This window comes from Microbacterium sp. SW12 (assembly GCF_055391095.1).
In genome coordinates, this window is record NZ_AP024335.1 from 703,291 (window position 1) to 719,037 (window position 15,747).

A 15,747-nucleotide genomic window follows, 5' to 3' on the forward strand; every position below is an offset into this window, starting at 1 on the left:
ATGGGGGTATGTCGCTGCAGCCGGGCACCGGGTCGTCGGGGTACTCCCCGCCGCCGAGCTCCGTCGGGCGACCGCTGGCTCCCGCACCCGGCGTTTCGACGCCCGAACTGCTGATCGCGAAGATCCGGGGTCGCCGGCCCGCGCTGATTCTGTCGGCGATCGCACTGATCGCCGTAGCCGCTGCCGCCGGGTATTTCTACGACAACCTTCCGGCGCCCTTCGAGAACTGGATGCTGCTGGCAGCGGCTGCCGTCGTCATCTTCGTGCTCGTGTTCCTGCCGTTTCTGGCCTGGCGCGCGCACGTTTACACGATCACGACGCGGCGCGTCATCGAGCGCAGCGGTCTGTTCGTGACCCGGCGGCGTGAGCTCGCCCACGTTCGTGGGTATTCGGTGCAGATGCGCCGCGGACCGCTGCAGCGCCTGGCCGGCAGCGGCACACTCATCCTTTCGAACGGTGTCGACGCACCGATGCGGATGACCCGCGTCCCCCAGGTCGCGCTCGTCCACGAGGTGCTCATCGACCAGGTCGAGGTCAATCAGATCCTCGCTCACCGCGACGGGCAGACGCCTCCCGAGTCCTGAGCCGACCCGGGCCTGCACGCGACCGACGCGAGCGATCGCCCGGTTCGCGACAGAATGGATCCGAACGGGAGGACTGCTATGACCTATCGCGTCGGTGTGATCGGCGGCGGACAGCTGGCGAGGATGATGATCGCGCCCGCTGTCGAACTCGGCGTCGAGATCCGGGTGCTGGCTGAGCAGGAGGGGATGGCAGCGGCGCTTGCTGCCACCGCGGTCGGCGACTACCGAGATGCCGACACGGTGCTTGCCTTCGCACGCGAGGTCGATGTCATCACCTTCGACCACGAACATGTGCCACAGCAGGTGCTGCACGCGTTGGTGGACTCAGGAATCGCGGTGCACCCCGGTCCTGACGCCCTCCGGTACGCGCAAGACAAACTGCTGATGCGCAGGCGGCTGCAGGAAATGGGGATGCCGCAGCCCGACTGGGCCGCTGCCACCGGTCCGGATGAACTCGGCGCTTTCCTCGATGCCCACGGTGGGCGCGCCGTGGTCAAGACTCCTCGCGGAGGGTACGACGGTAAGGGCGTGCGCGTCGTATCGTCGCCGGACGGCGCCGCGGACTGGTTCACGGCTCTGGCTGAGGATGCCGGGGGCGGCGCGCTGCTGGTCGAGGAACTGGTCGAGTTCACCCGGGAGCTCGCGCAGCAGGTGGCCCGCACGCCGTCGGGCGCGGTTCGCGCCTATCCCGTGGTCGAGACCGTGCAGCGCGACGGTGTCTGCGCCGAGGTTCTTGCGCCGGCACCCGGTGCCAGTCCCCGGCTCACGGCGGCTGCCGCCGAGGTGGGCGAGCGGATCGCGGAGGGACTCGACGTGACCGGGATGCTCGCGGTAGAACTGTTCGAGACGGCGGATGACCGCATCCTCGTCAACGAGCTCGCCATGCGCCCGCACAACAGCGGCCACTGGAGCCAGGACGGTGCCGTCACGAGCCAGTTCGAACAGCATCTGCGTGCCGTTCTCGACCTTCCGCTGGGCGACACGTCGCCAGTCGCGCCGTGGTCGGTGATGATCAACATCCTCGGCGGACCCAGCGAGGGCGGCCTGTCGGAGCGGTTCGCGGCTTCGATGGCGCAGCATCCGTCCGCCCACATCCACACGTACGGCAAGGATCCGCGGCCGGGGCGCAAGGTCGGACACGTGAACGCCGTCGGCACTGACCTCGACGACGTCGTCTACGACGCTCGCGCGGCAGCCGCGTTCTTCCAGGACTGACTCGATTGCCGGGAGTCGGACGGATGCCTAGTTCGAGGGCAAGCCGCGCCCTGTGAGCCAGGCGCGCATCCGGTCGCGGCCGTTGAGGCCCGCCGCATCCTTCACGCGACGGATGACGGCCCGACTCCATCCCGTCGCGCGTCCCTGACTCGCGTGGTAGGCGGCGATCTCGGTGTCGTAGGCGGCGACGTCGGCATCCGTGATGGGGGAGTAGCGCTCGCGGGAGTGCACGACGCTCGGTGCGAGGCGTGGCTTGATTCCCGCGGTGTCGGCGGGATCGGGATACCCCACCGCGAGGCCGAACGCCACCATCGCCCGATCGGGGAGGCCGATCAGCTCCGCGGCGCGCTCGGGGTTGTTGCGAACCGAACCGAGATAGCAGGTGCCGAGCCCGAGCGACTCCGCCGCGACGACGGCGTTCTGCGCGGCCAGGGCAGCGTCGACGAACGCGACAAGCGTGGATTCGAGGTAGTCAGCCGCCTGATCTGAGGCGCCCTGAGCAGCCGCGATCGCCGAGGCGCGGGCCCAGTCTGCGATGAACAGCAGGATGACGGGAGCGTCAGCAACGAAGGTGCTCGTGCCCACCTCGTCGACGAGAGCGCGCCTGGTCGCAGCATCCCGCACCTCGACGACGCTCCACAGCTGCAGGTTCGACGAGCTTGCGGCCGACTGGGCGGCAGCGACCATCGCGGTGATCGCCTCGTCGCTCACTGGCTCGTCGGTGAAGCTGCGCGCCGTGTGGTGACGCAGCAGCCCGGCCATCGTTGCCGATTCGCGCAGGGCCGGCTCGGTCAGCGCGGGAGCCGCCGCGCCGTAGCGGGCGTGCAGCAGAGCATCAAGGTCGGGGATGCCGGCGGCTGGAGTGGACTCTGTCACGGATTCTCCCTTCGGGGGTGCCGTTCCGGGCAATCCCCAGCCATGCACCCTAGCCTGGTCCGGTGACCGCTGCGCTCCACAGTTCCCCCGCCCCGCTCGTCGGTGTCGTCATGGGCTCGGACTCCGACTGGCGCGTCATGAGCGACGCCTCTCAGGCGCTGACGGACTTCGGCGTACCCCACGAGGTCGAGGTCGTTTCCGCCCACCGCACACCCGACAAGCTCGTCGCCTACGGCCGTGAGGCGCGAGGGCGCGGCATCCGTGTCATCATCGCCGGCGCCGGCGGGGCAGCTCACCTGCCCGGCATGCTCGCCTCGGTCACGGCACTTCCGGTCATCGGCGTTCCCGTTCCCTTGGCCACCCTCGACGGGTTGGATTCGCTCCTCAGCATCGTGCAGATGCCCGCCGGCATCCCTGTCGCGACAGTGTCGATCGGCGGCGCTCGCAACGCGGGGCTGCTGGCGGTCCGGATGCTGGGCATCGCCGATCCCGCCTACGCCGACGCGATCGAGGCATACGCGCGCGAACTCGAGGGTGTCGTTGAGGAGAAGAACCGGCGGCTCAAGGAGGCGCTGTGAGTGTCGCCAGCCCCCGCGGATGACCGGATCCCGGCCCTCCTCCGGTCGTCCGGTCATCGAGAACCGCCCGCTGCGCTACCCCAACACGGCATCGCGGCCGATGATGACCCGTCGGGCGTGGTGGCTGCTGGTCCTCAACTTCCTGATCCCCGGATCGGCACAGGTTCTCGCCGGCAACCGGCGCCTCGGCCGATTCGGACTCGGTGCGACCCTCTTCGGCTGGACGTTGATCGCGATATCGATCGTCACGCTTCTTCTCTGGCAGCAGGCGTTCGTCGCCATCGCCACGAACTGGTTTGTGCTGCTCGGCGTCCAGGCGCTGCTGTTCGCCTATCTGCTGCTGTGGATCATCCTCACGATCGACACCCTGCGGCTCGTGCGGCTCGTACGCACCGGGTCGATCACGCGATTTGCTGTCGCGCTCGTCGGTGTCGGAGCGCTCGTGCTCGCCGGCAGCGGCGTCGTCTGGGCATCCGATCGACTCGGTGGTGTGCGCGACTCGTTCGGTGCGATCTTCGCCGAGTCAGGGCCCTCTGTTGAGCCATCGGACGGCTATTACAACATCCTGCTGCTCGGGGCCGACAGCGGTGAGGGCCGCGACTCGATGCGGTACGACAGCATCTCGGTCGCCTCGATCAACGCCGAGACCGGTGCCGTCACGATCACCGGCATCCCCCGCGACATGGTCAACGTTCCGTTCGCGCCCGGCCCCATGCAGGACCTGTATCCGAACGGCCACAGCGGCCATGCCGACCCGGTGTGTGGCTGGGGGAGCGGCATCAACCAGCTGCGCACCGAGGTGGAAGTATGCCGTGACGGCAATGCGCTGTATCCGGATGCCGTCGCGAACGGCTCGGAGCCGGGTATCGAGGCGACGAAGGATGCCGCCGAAGGTTTGCTCGGGATCGAGATCCCGTACTACGTCTTCATCGACATGCACGGCTTTGCGGCTCTCATCGATGCGCTCGGTGGCGTCGACATCGACGTGTCCGAGCGTCTCCCCAAGGGTGGCGGTCCCTCCTACGACGGGCAACCCGCCGAGGAGTGGGCCATCGGCTGGATCGAGCCCGGCCCCCAGCATATGGACGGCGACACGGCGCAGTGGTACGCCCGCTCCCGCTACACCACCAGCGACTGGGATCGCATGCTGCGCCAGCGCCAGCTGCAGGAGGCGATCCTCGCGCAGTTCACGCCGATGAACGTCCTCAACCGGTTCAACGAGGTGCTCACCGCCGGTACGGCTATCGTGCAGACTGACATCCCGCAGTCGATGGTTCCGTACTTCGCCGAGCTTGCCCTCAAGTCGAAGGAGCAGCCGGTGACCAGCATCGAGCTCACCCCGTCGGGCGTGGGTGGCATCGGCATCATCCCCGAGGAGCTCTCGGCCGACGACGTCGCGTTCATCCAGGACTACCTGCAGCAGGCGCTGCACCCGCCGACACCCACGCCCACGCCCGCCGCGTGAGGCGTTCGGCTCTACGAAGAGGCTGCATTCTGTGACGACGACTTTGCGCGTGGTGCTCGACCAGCTGGTCGCGCCCACCGATCCCGACCTCGCGATGGCGTCGCGGGAACTCGCGCGCGCGCTCATCGCAGCTGCACCACGGGGGTGCGAGGTCACGGCCGTCGTTCCCGCAGCCGGGGAAGAGGCGCTGGCCGAGGTGAGAGCGCTCGAGGGTGTCGCCGGGGTCGAGTCTTCGCCGATCCCGCGCCGGGAGTTGTCCACCGCCCTTTCCCTGGGACTGCCGAGCGGCCTGGGCGGCGGGATGGTGCATTCGCCCACGCTCTTCGCGCCCCTCGTGCGCCACGACCGCGTCCACAATCACGAGCAGACTGTCGTCACGATCTGGGACCTCACGCCCTGGACCCATCCGGAGCGCGTCTCCAAGGCGTCGGTCGCATGGCACCGGGCAATGCTCAAGCGCGCCGAGAAGCACGCGGATGCCGTCATCGTGCCGCTGCATGCCATGGCCGACGAACTCGCGGAGCGCACGAAGCTGCGCGGGCGTATTCGGGTGATCGCGGGAGCAGCCCCGGACGGCTTCGCGGAGCCGCGCGACGCCGTCGGCCGCAGGCGGACACTGGGGGTGCCCGAGGGGGCCGTGGTTGTCGACGCGGCGGGAGTTTCTGCAGCGGCGCTGGGCGAGCTGGTAGCCGCCCTCGAGCGGGAGGTTCCGGATGCTCCTGTCGTCGTCCTCGGTGCGCCGCACAATGCCGCGGACCACGCCGGGTCCGCCGTGCTGGCCCCGGCCGTGGATGCGGCAGACCGCGCGTCGGCGATCGCGTCGGCATCCGTTCTCGTGGCTCCCGGCGTACTGCCCTCCTACGGGTGGCGTGTGCTGGAGGCCCTTGCTCTCGGGGTTCCCGTCATTGCCGCTGCGTCACCGGTCCATCGCGAACTCGTCGGTGAGGGGGACCGGTCATCGCGGGTGGAGCGGATGCCCTCGCGGCATCCGTCGCACCGCTCCTTGGGCCGGATGCCGAGCGCCGCCGCGCGGCCACGCTTGCTGCCGATCGCGGACGGGCCTTCTCGTGGCGAGAAGCCGGCGAGCGAGTGTGGCAGCTGCATGCCGACTTGTGAGGGCGATGCTTGTCCTGTCCGTGGCTAGCGAGAGGTAGCACTCGTGCTGCGGACTGCCGATCACCGCAGGTAGAGCGTTAGAGACTCGTGCCAGTTGGGTGTGGTGAATCCGGTGGTTTCGAGTTTGGTGAGGTTGAGGGTGCTGTGCGCGGGGCGAGGCGCGACGGGCCCGGCGGTGTTCGCGTAGTACTGATCGGTGGTGACGGGGGTGATGCGGGCGGGGTCGTGGCCGGTGTGTTGGTAGACGGTGCGGGCGATGTCGTACCAGGTGGTGGGTTGGCCGGATCCGGTGATGTTGTAGGTGCCGTGGGGGGCGCCGGTGTCGAGGAGGTGTTGGATGCCGGCGGCGATGGTGGTGGTGAAGGTGAGGCGTCCGGTTTGGTCGGCGACGACGGTGGGGTTGATGCCGCGTTCGGCGAGGGTGGCCATGGTGCGGACGAAGTTGTGGCCGTCGCCGATGACCCAGCTGGTGCGGATGATGTAGTGGCGGGGGACAGCGGACGCGATGGCGTCGCCGGCGGCTTTGGTTTGGCCGTAGACGCCGAGTGGGGCGATGGGGTCGGTCTCGGTGTAGGGAGTGTCGGAGGTGCCGTCGTAGACGTAGTCGCTGGAGATGTGGACGAGGGTGATGCCGTTGTCGGTGGCGATGCGCGCGAGGGCGGTCACGGCGGTGACGTTCGCGGCCCACGCGTCGCGACGCCCCTCGGGGGTTTCGGCGGTGTCGACGGCGGTGTAGGCGGCGGCGTTGATGATGGTGCCGTAGTCCCGCCACCGGCGTGCGGTGGCCAGGTCGGGGCTGGTGAGGTCGAGGTTCTCGCGGGTTGCGTACTCGATGTGGTCTGCGTCGCCGAACTGGTCGCGCAGGGCGCGGCCGAGTTGCCCGTTCGCGCCGGTGACGAGGATCCGTTTCGGTCCGATGGGGGTGACGTCTGCGAGGCGGGGGTGGTTCTTGTCTTTCTCGCTGATCTCGACCTGGTCGAGGGGGATGGGCCAGTTGATCGCGGCGGTCTCATCGGCCAGGTTGAGGAAGCTGTAAGACGCGGTAGGGGACCAGTGGTCGTTGACTAGGTAGGTGTAGGCGGTGTCGGGTTCGAGAGTTTGGTACGAGTTCCCGACCCCGCGGGGGACGAAGATCGCGCGGGACGGGTCGAGTTCGGTCGTGTAGACGGCGCCGAATGTGGGGCCTTCGCGCAGGTCGACCCACGCGCCGAAGATCCGCCCGGTCGCGACCGAGACCCACTTGTCCCAGGGCTCGGCGTGGATGCCGCGGGTGGTGCCGACTGCGTCGTTGAACGAGATGTTGTTTTGTACCGGACCGAAGTCCGGAAGCCCGAGCGCGGTCATTTTCTCGCGCTGCCAGTTCTCTTTGAACCAGCCCCGTGCGTCGCCGTGCACGGGCAGGTCGAACACCACCAGCCCCGGGATCGGGGTTTCGGTCACCTGCAGCGGCTTGCCGTACTCCGTCACGGTCACTGCCCCTTCGCGGCGTAGAACGCCTCGACACCGTCTTTGGAGGGCGCCCACCATGCCTCGTTGTTCCGGTACCAGTCGATGGTCGCGGCAAGACCGGCCTCGAAGTCCCGGAACCTGGGGGTCCACCCGAGCTCGGTGCGCAGCTTGGTGGAATCGATCGCGTACCGCAGGTCGTGACCTGCCCGGTCGGTGACATGATCGTACGCATCCTGCGGCTGCCCCATGAGGGTGAGGATCAACTCGACCACCGTCTTGTTGTTCTTCTCCCCATCCGCACCGATCAGGTACGTCTGCCCAATCTCACCCTTCTCCAGGATGGTCAGCACCGCCGACGAGTGGTCGTCGGCGTGGATCCAGTCCCGCACATTCTCACCGGCACCGTAGAGCTTGGGACGGATCCCGCGGATCACGTTCGTGATCTGCCGAGGGATGAACTTCTCCACATGCTGAAACGGCCCATAGTTGTTCGAACAGTTCGAGATCGTCGCCTGCACCCCGAAACTGCGCACCCATGCCCGCACCAACAGATCACTGCCCGCCTTCGTCGATGAATACGGCGACGACGGGTTATACGGGGTGGACTCGGTGAACCGGTCCGGGTCATCAAGCTCCAGATCGCCGTACACCTCATCGGTGGAGATGTGATGAAACCGGGTCCCGTACTTCCGGGCCGCCTCCAACAGCGTGTAGGTGCCGATGATGTTCGTATCCAAGAACGGACGCGGATCATGCAGGCTGTTGTCGTTATGGGACTCCGCCGCATAGTGCACGACGGCATCAGCATCCGCCACCAGCGGATCCACCACCGCCGCATCCGCGATATCACCCACCACCAACCGCACCCGGTCGGCAGGCAACCCCTCTAGCGACGCACGGTTACCGGCATACGTCAACTTGTCCAGCACCACCACGGAGTCATCCGTGTGCTCCACAACGTAGTGAACGAAGTTCGAGCCGATGAAACCCGCACCACCAGTAACTAAGATCTTGTGCACGGTTCCTACGGTATCGCGCGGAAGGGCCCGCACTTCATGTCGTGAATACGGCTCGGCGTTGCGGCCCAGCGAACAGAGGTGAGAGAGACTAGTCCGGTGGTGGTGATTAGCGGGTCAGTGCGGCCGTTCGGTTGGGGGCGGCTACTCAGCCGAGTAAGCATCGGACTTGTTGCCGCGCTCGTGCTCGTTGCAGGTGTGGCGGGCGGACCGTCGTCCGCGGCGGCATCGGGCGTTTCCGCTACTGAAGGCGCTTCGGCGGGATCCGTCGCTGACTCATCCCTTCGAAAGTTGGCAGACCTGAGCCAGTTTCGGCCCGGCAACATCATCAGTGACGCGGTGTTTTTCGACGACGCGTCCATGTCAGAGGCGGAGATTCAGTCCTTCCTCGAATCGAAGGTAGCCTCTTGTCGATCCGGGTACACGTGCCTGAAGGACTACGTCGTGCAGACCCGTGCGATAGCCGCCGATGCGATGTGCGCCGCATATCCTGGCGGTGGGGTGGAACGGGCCTCACGCGTTATCTACAAGGTTGCGCAGGCGTGCGGCATCAATCCGCAAGTCATCCTCGTGATGCTCCAGAAAGAGCAGGGGCTCATTACATCGACCGCTCCTAGCGCATGGGCCTATCAAGCAGCAATGGGGCAGGGGTGTCCCGATACCGCCGCCTGTGACGCGCGGTACTACGGCTTGTTCAATCAGGTCTATGGCGGCGCGTGGCAGATGAAGCGCTATGCTAACCCGCCTGGTACGAGCAATTACTTCACCTGGTATGCGCCGGGCAAGACCTGGAATGTTCGTTATCACCCGAATAGCGCGTGTGGCAGTAGCCCGGTCTTCATCGAGAATCAGGCCACGGCCAACTTGTACTACTACACCCCGTATCAGCCGAATGCTGCCGCATTGTCCGCGGGATATGGCGTGGGCGATTCATGCTCAAGCTATGGCAACCGCAACTTCTTCAGCTACTTCACTGACTGGTTTGGCCCGACTGATGGGTCCTCGCTGCGCGGAGCGCCCGTCGGATTCTTGGACAGTGTGGACTCGTCTCCGGGGACACTGCGCGTGCGTGGATGGGCGCTTGACCCGAACAGCGCAGATTCAATTGACATCCACATCTATGTGAACGGTGTCGGCAAGCAAGCCGGGGCAGACCTTCCGAGGCCGGACCTTGCGTCGCATTACCCGACTCTCGGCACCGCACACGGATTTGATGTCACGATCACTGCCCCAATCTGGGGTCAGGTAGACGTCTGTGTGTACGGGATCAACATCGGGGCCGGTGCCAATCGACTACTCGGATGTCGCGCCGTCGCATCGTACGGAGGGTCGCCAATCGGATACGTGGACTCCGTGACATCTGGAGCGGGATCCGTTTCGGTGAGGGGATGGACGCTAGACCCAGACACCGCAGACCCAATCGACGTCCATGTCTATGTGGGAGGCAAGGGTTTTGTCGCGCGTGCGGACAAGTCGCGCCGTGATGTGGCGGACTCGTTTCCACTGTATGGCGATAGTCATGGGTTCAGCACAACGGTTTCCGCCCCGAGCGGTTATCAGAGCGTCTGTGTGTACGGAATCAACGTTCGCACCGGCGGGAATGTGCTCCTCGAGCCATGCCGGAACCTCTTCGTCGAGGCGGCCACTGATCCGGGTACGCCGCCCATCGGCGCGGTGGATTCCTTCGAGGTGCGCGGAGACTCAGTTTTTGTGCGCGGCTGGGCACTGGATCCGGATACTCCCAGTCCTGTGGCGGTACACATGTACGTCGGGTCTTCCGGAGCGGCGCATCGGGCGGACGCTCTCCGAGCGGATGTGGGCAGAGCCTATCCGGGCTATGGAGATCGGCATGGATTCGACCTGCAAGGCACCCTTCCAGCAGGAGGCGCGCAGGTTTGCATTTATGCCATCAACGACGGGCAGGGAGCGAACACGCTCTTGGGGTGTCGCTTCCTGAATCCCCTGGGTTCGACGCCGCCGATTGGCAACATCGATAGCCTCGATGTTCAGGGGAACGTGGTCACTGTGCGGGGATGGGCGATCGATCCGGACACTGATGCCCCCATTGGGATTCATGCGTACGTCGCCGGATCAGGCAGCGCTCATGTCGCCGACTCCGCTCGCCGCGATCTCGCAGCCGTGTTCCCCGCGTACGGAGACGCGCATGGGTTCGTGATCCAGAGGACATTGCCCAGTGCGGGCGCTCAAGTTTGCCTGTATGCGATCAATGACGCTCCAGGGGACAATTCCCTCCTGGGGTGCCGATTTGTCGTGCCCGCCAGTACTTCTCGCGCTCCCATGGGTTCGCTTGATGGGATCATCGTGGCGAATGGCAAAGTAACCGTGAGCGGTTGGGCCGCTGATCCCGACACTTCGGATCCGATCGCGGTTCACGTTTACGTCGGGCCAAGCGGTCACGTACTGAGGGCTGATCTGGCGCGACCCGATGTCGCGTCTGTATACCCGGCTCTTGGGGCACTCCACGGTTTCGTTGGCTCCGTTCCTGTTCCCGCAGGAGTACGGTCTGTTTGCGTATACGCGATCGACGACACCGGCAGTAGTAACGCCTTGCTGGGGTGCCGTCCGATCTGAGATCCTCCCGCACGCGTGCACGGGCCCGAGAAGCACTCACGTCGACATGAGAGAATTGCACCATGCGTGGCATCATCCTCGCCGGAGGCACAGGTTCCCGGCTGCACCCGATTACCCTCGGTGTCTCCAAGCAACTTGTCCCTGTATACGACAAGCCGATGATCTACTACCCGCTGTCCACTCTGATCCTTGCCGGTATTCGTGACATCCTCGTCATAACTCGACCCGAGGATTCGGAGCAGTTCCAGCGCCTCTTGGGCGACGGTGCCCGTTTCGGGGTCTCGATCACCTATGTGTCACAGCCGTCACCCGATGGGCTCGCGCAAGCATTCATCCTCGGGGAGGATCACATCGGCTCCGATAGCGCCGCGCTCGTGCTCGGCGACAACATCTTCTATGGCCAAGGGATGGGCACGCGACTTCGGCAGTACACATCGCTAAGCGGCGGTGTCATATTTGGCTACTGGGTCGACGACCCCACGGCTTATGGTGTTGTCGAGTTTGACCGCGCCGGCAGGGTGGTTTCGCTGGAGGAGAAGCCGGCCGTGCCCAAGAGCAACTATGCCGTTCCAGGGTTGTACTTCTATGACAACGACGTGATCGAGATCGCGAAGAACCTTCGGCCGTCGGCGCGCGGTGAACTGGAGATCACAGATATCAATCGGGTTTACCTTGAACGCGGAGCCTTGAGCGTCGAGATCCTGCCGCGCGGTACCGCCTGGCTCGACACCGGTACATTCGACTCGTTGAGCGAAGCCACGGACTTCATCAGGACCGTTGAGAGAAGACAAGGCCTGTCGATCGGCTGTCCTGAGGAGGTGGCCTGGCGAATGGGGTTCCTCACCGATGATGAGTTGCGCCTGCGGGCGGAGCCACTAGTCAAGAGCGGTTACGGGGCCTACCTGCTGAAGGCGCTCGAGCAGGGCATCGGCTGAACGGCCGTGCGGTCAGAGTACTCGGGGTGGGACTCCGACGCGGGAACCTCGCCCGTCGGAGCAGATGAGTGAACGAGACGCTAACCCCCACAAGCGTGAGTACGCGGCTCGCCCGTGATCGGCGCCGGCTGATCCTGTACGCGCTTCCAAGAGCGCGGGGGCACATCGATCGTTACGTCATCCGAGCGCTCTCGGCGCTCCGCGACACCGGTGCGGAGGTAGTCGTTGTGGTAACTGGGTCTCTTGATTCTGCGGCGCGCGCCGAGCTGCAGCGATACTGCTCAAGGCTCGCGGACGCGGGCGATGTGCCCTTCACCCGCCGGATGTATAAGTGGGCTCTTCAGGAAAGCGGGTTCCAGCCCGAAGAAGTCGATGAGATTGTGCTGACGGGAAGCGGGTGGTTCGGCCCAACGCACCGCGGCTTGATCGACGTCTTCGCTGCGATGGATGGTTCGACTGCTGACCTCTGGGAGCTCATCGAGCATCGGGCCCAGCTGCTGCAGGACTTCCCTCGAGAGGGGTTTCCGCACGTCGAGGAGCCCTACCTTTGGGTTCGTGTCCGGGGCGCGCTCACCAGTTCCCACCATCTGTACGGTGGCTCCACCGGCGTGTCCCTTGCTCGACGGGCATCGTCACAAGGCTTCTCCACTGCCGCGATGTTCACCGCGGAGGAGATGGGTTCGGAGGACCCGGCGCTGATGAGCGTGGAACAGCTCCTTGAGGCGGGATGCCCTGTTCTGCCTCGGGCCCCATTTGCCGCTTACCCGCCGTTCCTGCAGCGGCACGCAGTCATCGGCCGCGAGCTGATGTCGATGGCTGTGAGAAGTGGATTCGATCTTGATGAAGTGCTGGAGGGCTTGACGCGCACGATCCCTCCTAAGGCGCTCAACGCCAATATCGGGATGTTGGACGTGTTGTCTCCGAGCAGCTCGGAAGTCCAGCCTCCGCTACGGATACTCGCCTTGGCGCACATCACAGACCTCAACGCCGCAGAGGAGCTCCTCCAACGGCTGGAGAGCCTCCCGGAGGGTTACGACCTAGTTGTCACGACAACAGACGGATCAAAGGCTGCCCGACTCGGGCGCTTGATGAACGCACATGGCGGCAAGATGCGCCACGCAGAGGTCAGAGTAACCCCCGCGAGTCCGGGCCGTGACATGAGCGATCTGTTGATCGCCTGCCGGGATCTTCTTCTGGGCGGAAACTACGATCTTCTGGTGAAGGTCCATGCGCGCCCGATGGGTAGGAAGACTCGAGTGGTTCGTCAGTACTTTCGGCGCTACCAATTCGACAACCTGCTTGCTTCGGAGGAGCACGTCGCACAGATCGTCAACCTGTTCATGAGGGAAAAGGGGCTCGGACTCGTCTTTCCGCCGATGATTCACATTGGCTACCACATCATGGGCAAGGGATGGTCCCGTTACCGCCGCATGGCTAATCTTCTGGCGGCGCGCATGGGTATCCAGGTGCCGGCTGACGAGGTTTCGCCGCTCGCGCCATTTGGAGGCATGTTCTTTGCCCGTCCGGCTGCCCTTCAGCTACTCACGAATCAGCGATGGACTTATGGAGATTACCGGAGGTTCGGGGGAAAGCGTTCGGTCAGCTTGGCACGCGTCCAGGAACGACTACTGGTACCTGCTGCAGCAGAGCTTGGTCTTCACAGCCGAACGGTGCTGACAGCGGAGCACTTCGAGATAAGCCATACCGCGTTGGAGTACAAGGTCGACGAACTGTCGTCGACCATGAGCGGCTACCCGGTTGAGCAGATCGCCCTGCTGCATAGGGCGGGGCGGATCGGTCGCGGAGGACCGGTGAGCCTGATGAGGATGTTCCTTCGGGCAAACCATCCGCGAATCGCTCAGGTCGTTCTACCGATAATGTCGCTTGTCGAGCGCGTATACCTGGGAGTACGCGCGGTCTCCTCAGAATCGAGAGCCGCTGGTTTGCGCTTGCGGGCAAGGAGAAGCAATCGATGAAGACTGCCGAGCTTGTGGTGAGTGCCCCTCGCCCGGCCTTTCCCTTTCCTGACGGTGGGCGCAGAATCCTAATCTACGTTGTGTACGATCGCCGCGGCGACGTAGAGGACTACGTCCTGTTCGCGTTGCGTCATCTGCGCGAATTCTTCGACACAATCCTCGTTGTCGTGAACGGGAAGCTCACAGAGCGCGGTCGTTGTGCGCTCGAGCCGCTTGTGGAGAGTGTGATCGTCCGTGAAAACCGCGGTTACGACATATGGGGCTACAAGACTGGCCTGGATCATCTTGCGGACGAGATATCGACCTATGACGAAGTTGTACTCGCTAACGACACCTGGTACGGGCCGGTCCGCCCGTTGCGTCCTGTGTTCACGCGAATGGACAGTGCACCGCTGCATTTCTGGGGTATGACCGATCACATCCGAGTGGAGCCGAACCCGTTCACGAGAACTGGATATCTGGCGTACCACTTGCAATCGTACTGGCTCGCTGTGCGTTCCTCCATGTTTCTGTCGGACGAGTGGAAGAACTACTGGCGTGATCTGCCAGAGCTCCATTCCTACGAAGATGCGGTCGTGCGACACGAGGCTGTCTTCACGGAGCTGTTCACCGGCCTCGGTTACGTGGGGGAGGTGGCGTTCCCGACGCTAACCGATCGCACGGAAAACCATGCAGTCCTCTATGCCGAGCAGCTAGTCGATGCGGGGTGCCCGACTCTAAAGCGGCGCGCCTTCTTCCAATGGCCGCCCTACCTTGACCATCTCGGAGTCGTCGGGCGCTGGGCTCTCGAGGCGGCCAGTCGCCACGGCTATCCGACTGACCTGATCCTGTCCGACCTAGCGCGCAATGTTGCTCCACGCGTTCTGAATACCGATCTTGCGCTTACAAGTGTGCTTCGATCGGACGCTAACGACTACCGTGATGGGGAACCCCTGCGCACCGTGGTTATCGCTCACGTCTTCTATGACGAGATGATGGGAGAGATCATCGACCGGGTGTCGCGGCTTCCAGGCCGGTTTGACCTCGTAGTTACTGTGCCGGACAAGGAGAAGGCCGACCGGATACGCGAGGTGTTGGCGGCGTGGCCGGCTCGAGGCGCGGTCGATGTTCGTGTTCTGGCGTCGAACAACGGTCGTGATCAGGGGGCCTTCCTCGTTGGCTGTCGAGATATCGTCGTTGACGGTGGCTACGATCTCCTCGTCAAGGTCCATTCGAAGAAGACACCTCAGGATGCTTCAAACGCGTCCCGACACTTCAGACGTCAGCAGTTCGACAACTTGCTTGATTCCTCTGACTACGCCGCGAATGTGGTTGCGCTCTTTCAAAGAGAAAAGATGCTCGGGATCGTCTATCCTCCGATGGTCCACCTCGGGTATGGGACGATGGGCCACGCGTGGTGGGGAAACAAGTCGCGGTTCGTAGAAACATGCGCAATGCTCGGGATATCCGTTCCCGTGGACGACGCGTCGCCGCTAGCCCCATTCGGATCCATGTATTTTGCCCGCCCTGACGCGCTCCGGCCGCTCTTTGAGCACGAGTGGACCTACGAAGACTTCGGGGGCGAGGAATCGTACCTGGACGGTGGGCTCGCTCACGTTCTCGAGCGGATGCCGTCGTATGCGGCAGGTGAGTCCGGCTACTACACGCGAACGATCGCGAACGTCGAGTATGCGGCAGTCAGTTACACGGCCTTGGACTACAACCTTGACCAGATGAGCGCGACCGTGCCTAACACCACAATGGATCAGATCCTGTTCCTCCGACGGATAGGGGAGCTCGGCCGCGGGAAACACGAGGACTTTGCCTACGCATTCGCTCGTGTCACCCGGCCGACCTGGGAGCCTCGCCTACGGCGCCTGTTTGCGGCAATGCGCGCAATCCGGAGTCGCGCACGGTGGCGTAAGTGAGCAACCGTTATGTCCAGGTGTAGTGAGCACGTCATCGT

Annotated in this window: 12 protein-coding genes; 9 read left to right on the forward strand and 3 right to left on the reverse strand. The window is 64.5% G+C overall.

The window, feature by feature from the left end; all coding sequences use genetic code 11:
• Positions 1-8: 8 nt before the first annotated feature.
• Both MICSW_RS03465 and MICSW_RS03470 read left to right on the forward strand, forming a co-directional pair.
• Positions 9-584: a PH domain-containing protein gene (locus tag MICSW_RS03465; protein WP_292728362.1), complete on the forward strand. Its 576-nt coding sequence runs from the start codon at positions 9-11 to the stop codon at positions 582-584.
• A 54-nt stretch (positions 585-638) separates the two neighbouring features.
• On the forward strand, positions 639-1,799 hold the full coding sequence (locus MICSW_RS03470; protein WP_464496755.1) for a 5-(carboxyamino)imidazole ribonucleotide synthase: 1,161 nt from the start codon (positions 639-641) through the stop codon (positions 1,797-1,799).
• A 27-nt stretch (positions 1,800-1,826) separates the two neighbouring features.
• Here the strand turns inward: MICSW_RS03470 and MICSW_RS03475 are convergent, their stop codons facing one another.
• On the reverse strand, positions 1,827-2,675 hold the full coding sequence (locus MICSW_RS03475; RefSeq protein WP_464496756.1) for a nitroreductase family protein: 849 nt from the start codon (positions 2,673-2,675) through the stop codon (positions 1,827-1,829).
• Between the two features lie 110 nt (positions 2,676-2,785).
• Between MICSW_RS03475 and purE the strand changes: the two genes are divergently transcribed.
• Genes purE through MICSW_RS03490 form a run of 3 tightly spaced genes read left to right on the forward strand, consistent with a single transcriptional unit; the run spans position 2,786 to position 5,862 of the window.
• Positions 2,786-3,253: a 5-(carboxyamino)imidazole ribonucleotide mutase gene (gene purE / locus MICSW_RS03480; protein WP_464498218.1), complete on the forward strand. Its 468-nt coding sequence runs from the start codon at positions 2,786-2,788 to the stop codon at positions 3,251-3,253.
• Between the two features lie 19 nt (positions 3,254-3,272).
• Positions 3,273-4,718: an LCP family protein gene (locus MICSW_RS03485; RefSeq protein WP_464496757.1), complete on the forward strand. Its 1,446-nt coding sequence runs from the start codon at positions 3,273-3,275 to the stop codon at positions 4,716-4,718.
• A 31-nt stretch (positions 4,719-4,749) separates the two neighbouring features.
• Positions 4,750-5,862, forward strand: coding sequence for a glycosyltransferase (locus tag MICSW_RS03490; protein ID WP_464496758.1), 1,113 nt, complete (start codon positions 4,750-4,752; stop codon positions 5,860-5,862).
• A 32-nt stretch (positions 5,863-5,894) separates the two neighbouring features.
• On the opposite strand, the gene rfbD is transcribed toward MICSW_RS03490, so the two are convergent.
• Complete coding sequence (gene rfbD, locus MICSW_RS03495) at positions 5,895-7,301, reverse strand: dTDP-4-dehydrorhamnose reductase (protein ID WP_464496759.1); 1,407 nt, start codon at positions 7,299-7,301, stop codon at positions 5,895-5,897.
• Between the two features lie 2 nt (positions 7,302-7,303).
• Entirely contained in the window at positions 7,304-8,302 is a 999-nt protein-coding gene (rfbB, locus tag MICSW_RS03500; RefSeq protein ID WP_464496760.1) for a dTDP-glucose 4,6-dehydratase, read from the reverse strand.
• Positions 8,303-8,398: 96 nt separating this feature from the next.
• Here rfbB and MICSW_RS03505 point away from each other — a divergent pair, with 96 nt between their 5' ends.
• The 4 genes from MICSW_RS03505 to MICSW_RS03520 all read left to right on the forward strand — a co-directional run bounded on the left by MICSW_RS03505 (position 8,399) and on the right by MICSW_RS03520 (position 15,709).
• A complete protein-coding gene (locus MICSW_RS03505; RefSeq protein WP_464496761.1) occupies positions 8,399-10,891 on the forward strand; it encodes a hypothetical protein in 2,493 nt (830 codons plus the stop codon).
• 62 nt (positions 10,892-10,953) lie between these two features.
• Positions 10,954-11,826 (forward strand): glucose-1-phosphate thymidylyltransferase RfbA, encoded by an 873-nt coding sequence (gene rfbA / locus MICSW_RS03510; RefSeq protein ID WP_464496762.1) that lies wholly within the window; start codon positions 10,954-10,956, stop codon positions 11,824-11,826.
• 68 nt (positions 11,827-11,894) lie between these two features.
• Positions 11,895-13,802 (forward strand): rhamnan synthesis F family protein, encoded by a 1,908-nt coding sequence (locus MICSW_RS03515; RefSeq protein ID WP_464496763.1) that lies wholly within the window; start codon positions 11,895-11,897, stop codon positions 13,800-13,802.
• Positions 13,799-15,709, forward strand: a complete 1,911-nt coding sequence (locus MICSW_RS03520; protein ID WP_464496764.1) for a rhamnan synthesis F family protein — start codon at positions 13,799-13,801, stop codon at positions 15,707-15,709. Before MICSW_RS03515 ends, MICSW_RS03520 begins: the two co-directional genes overlap by 4 nt.
• Positions 15,710-15,747: the final 38 nt, after the last annotated feature.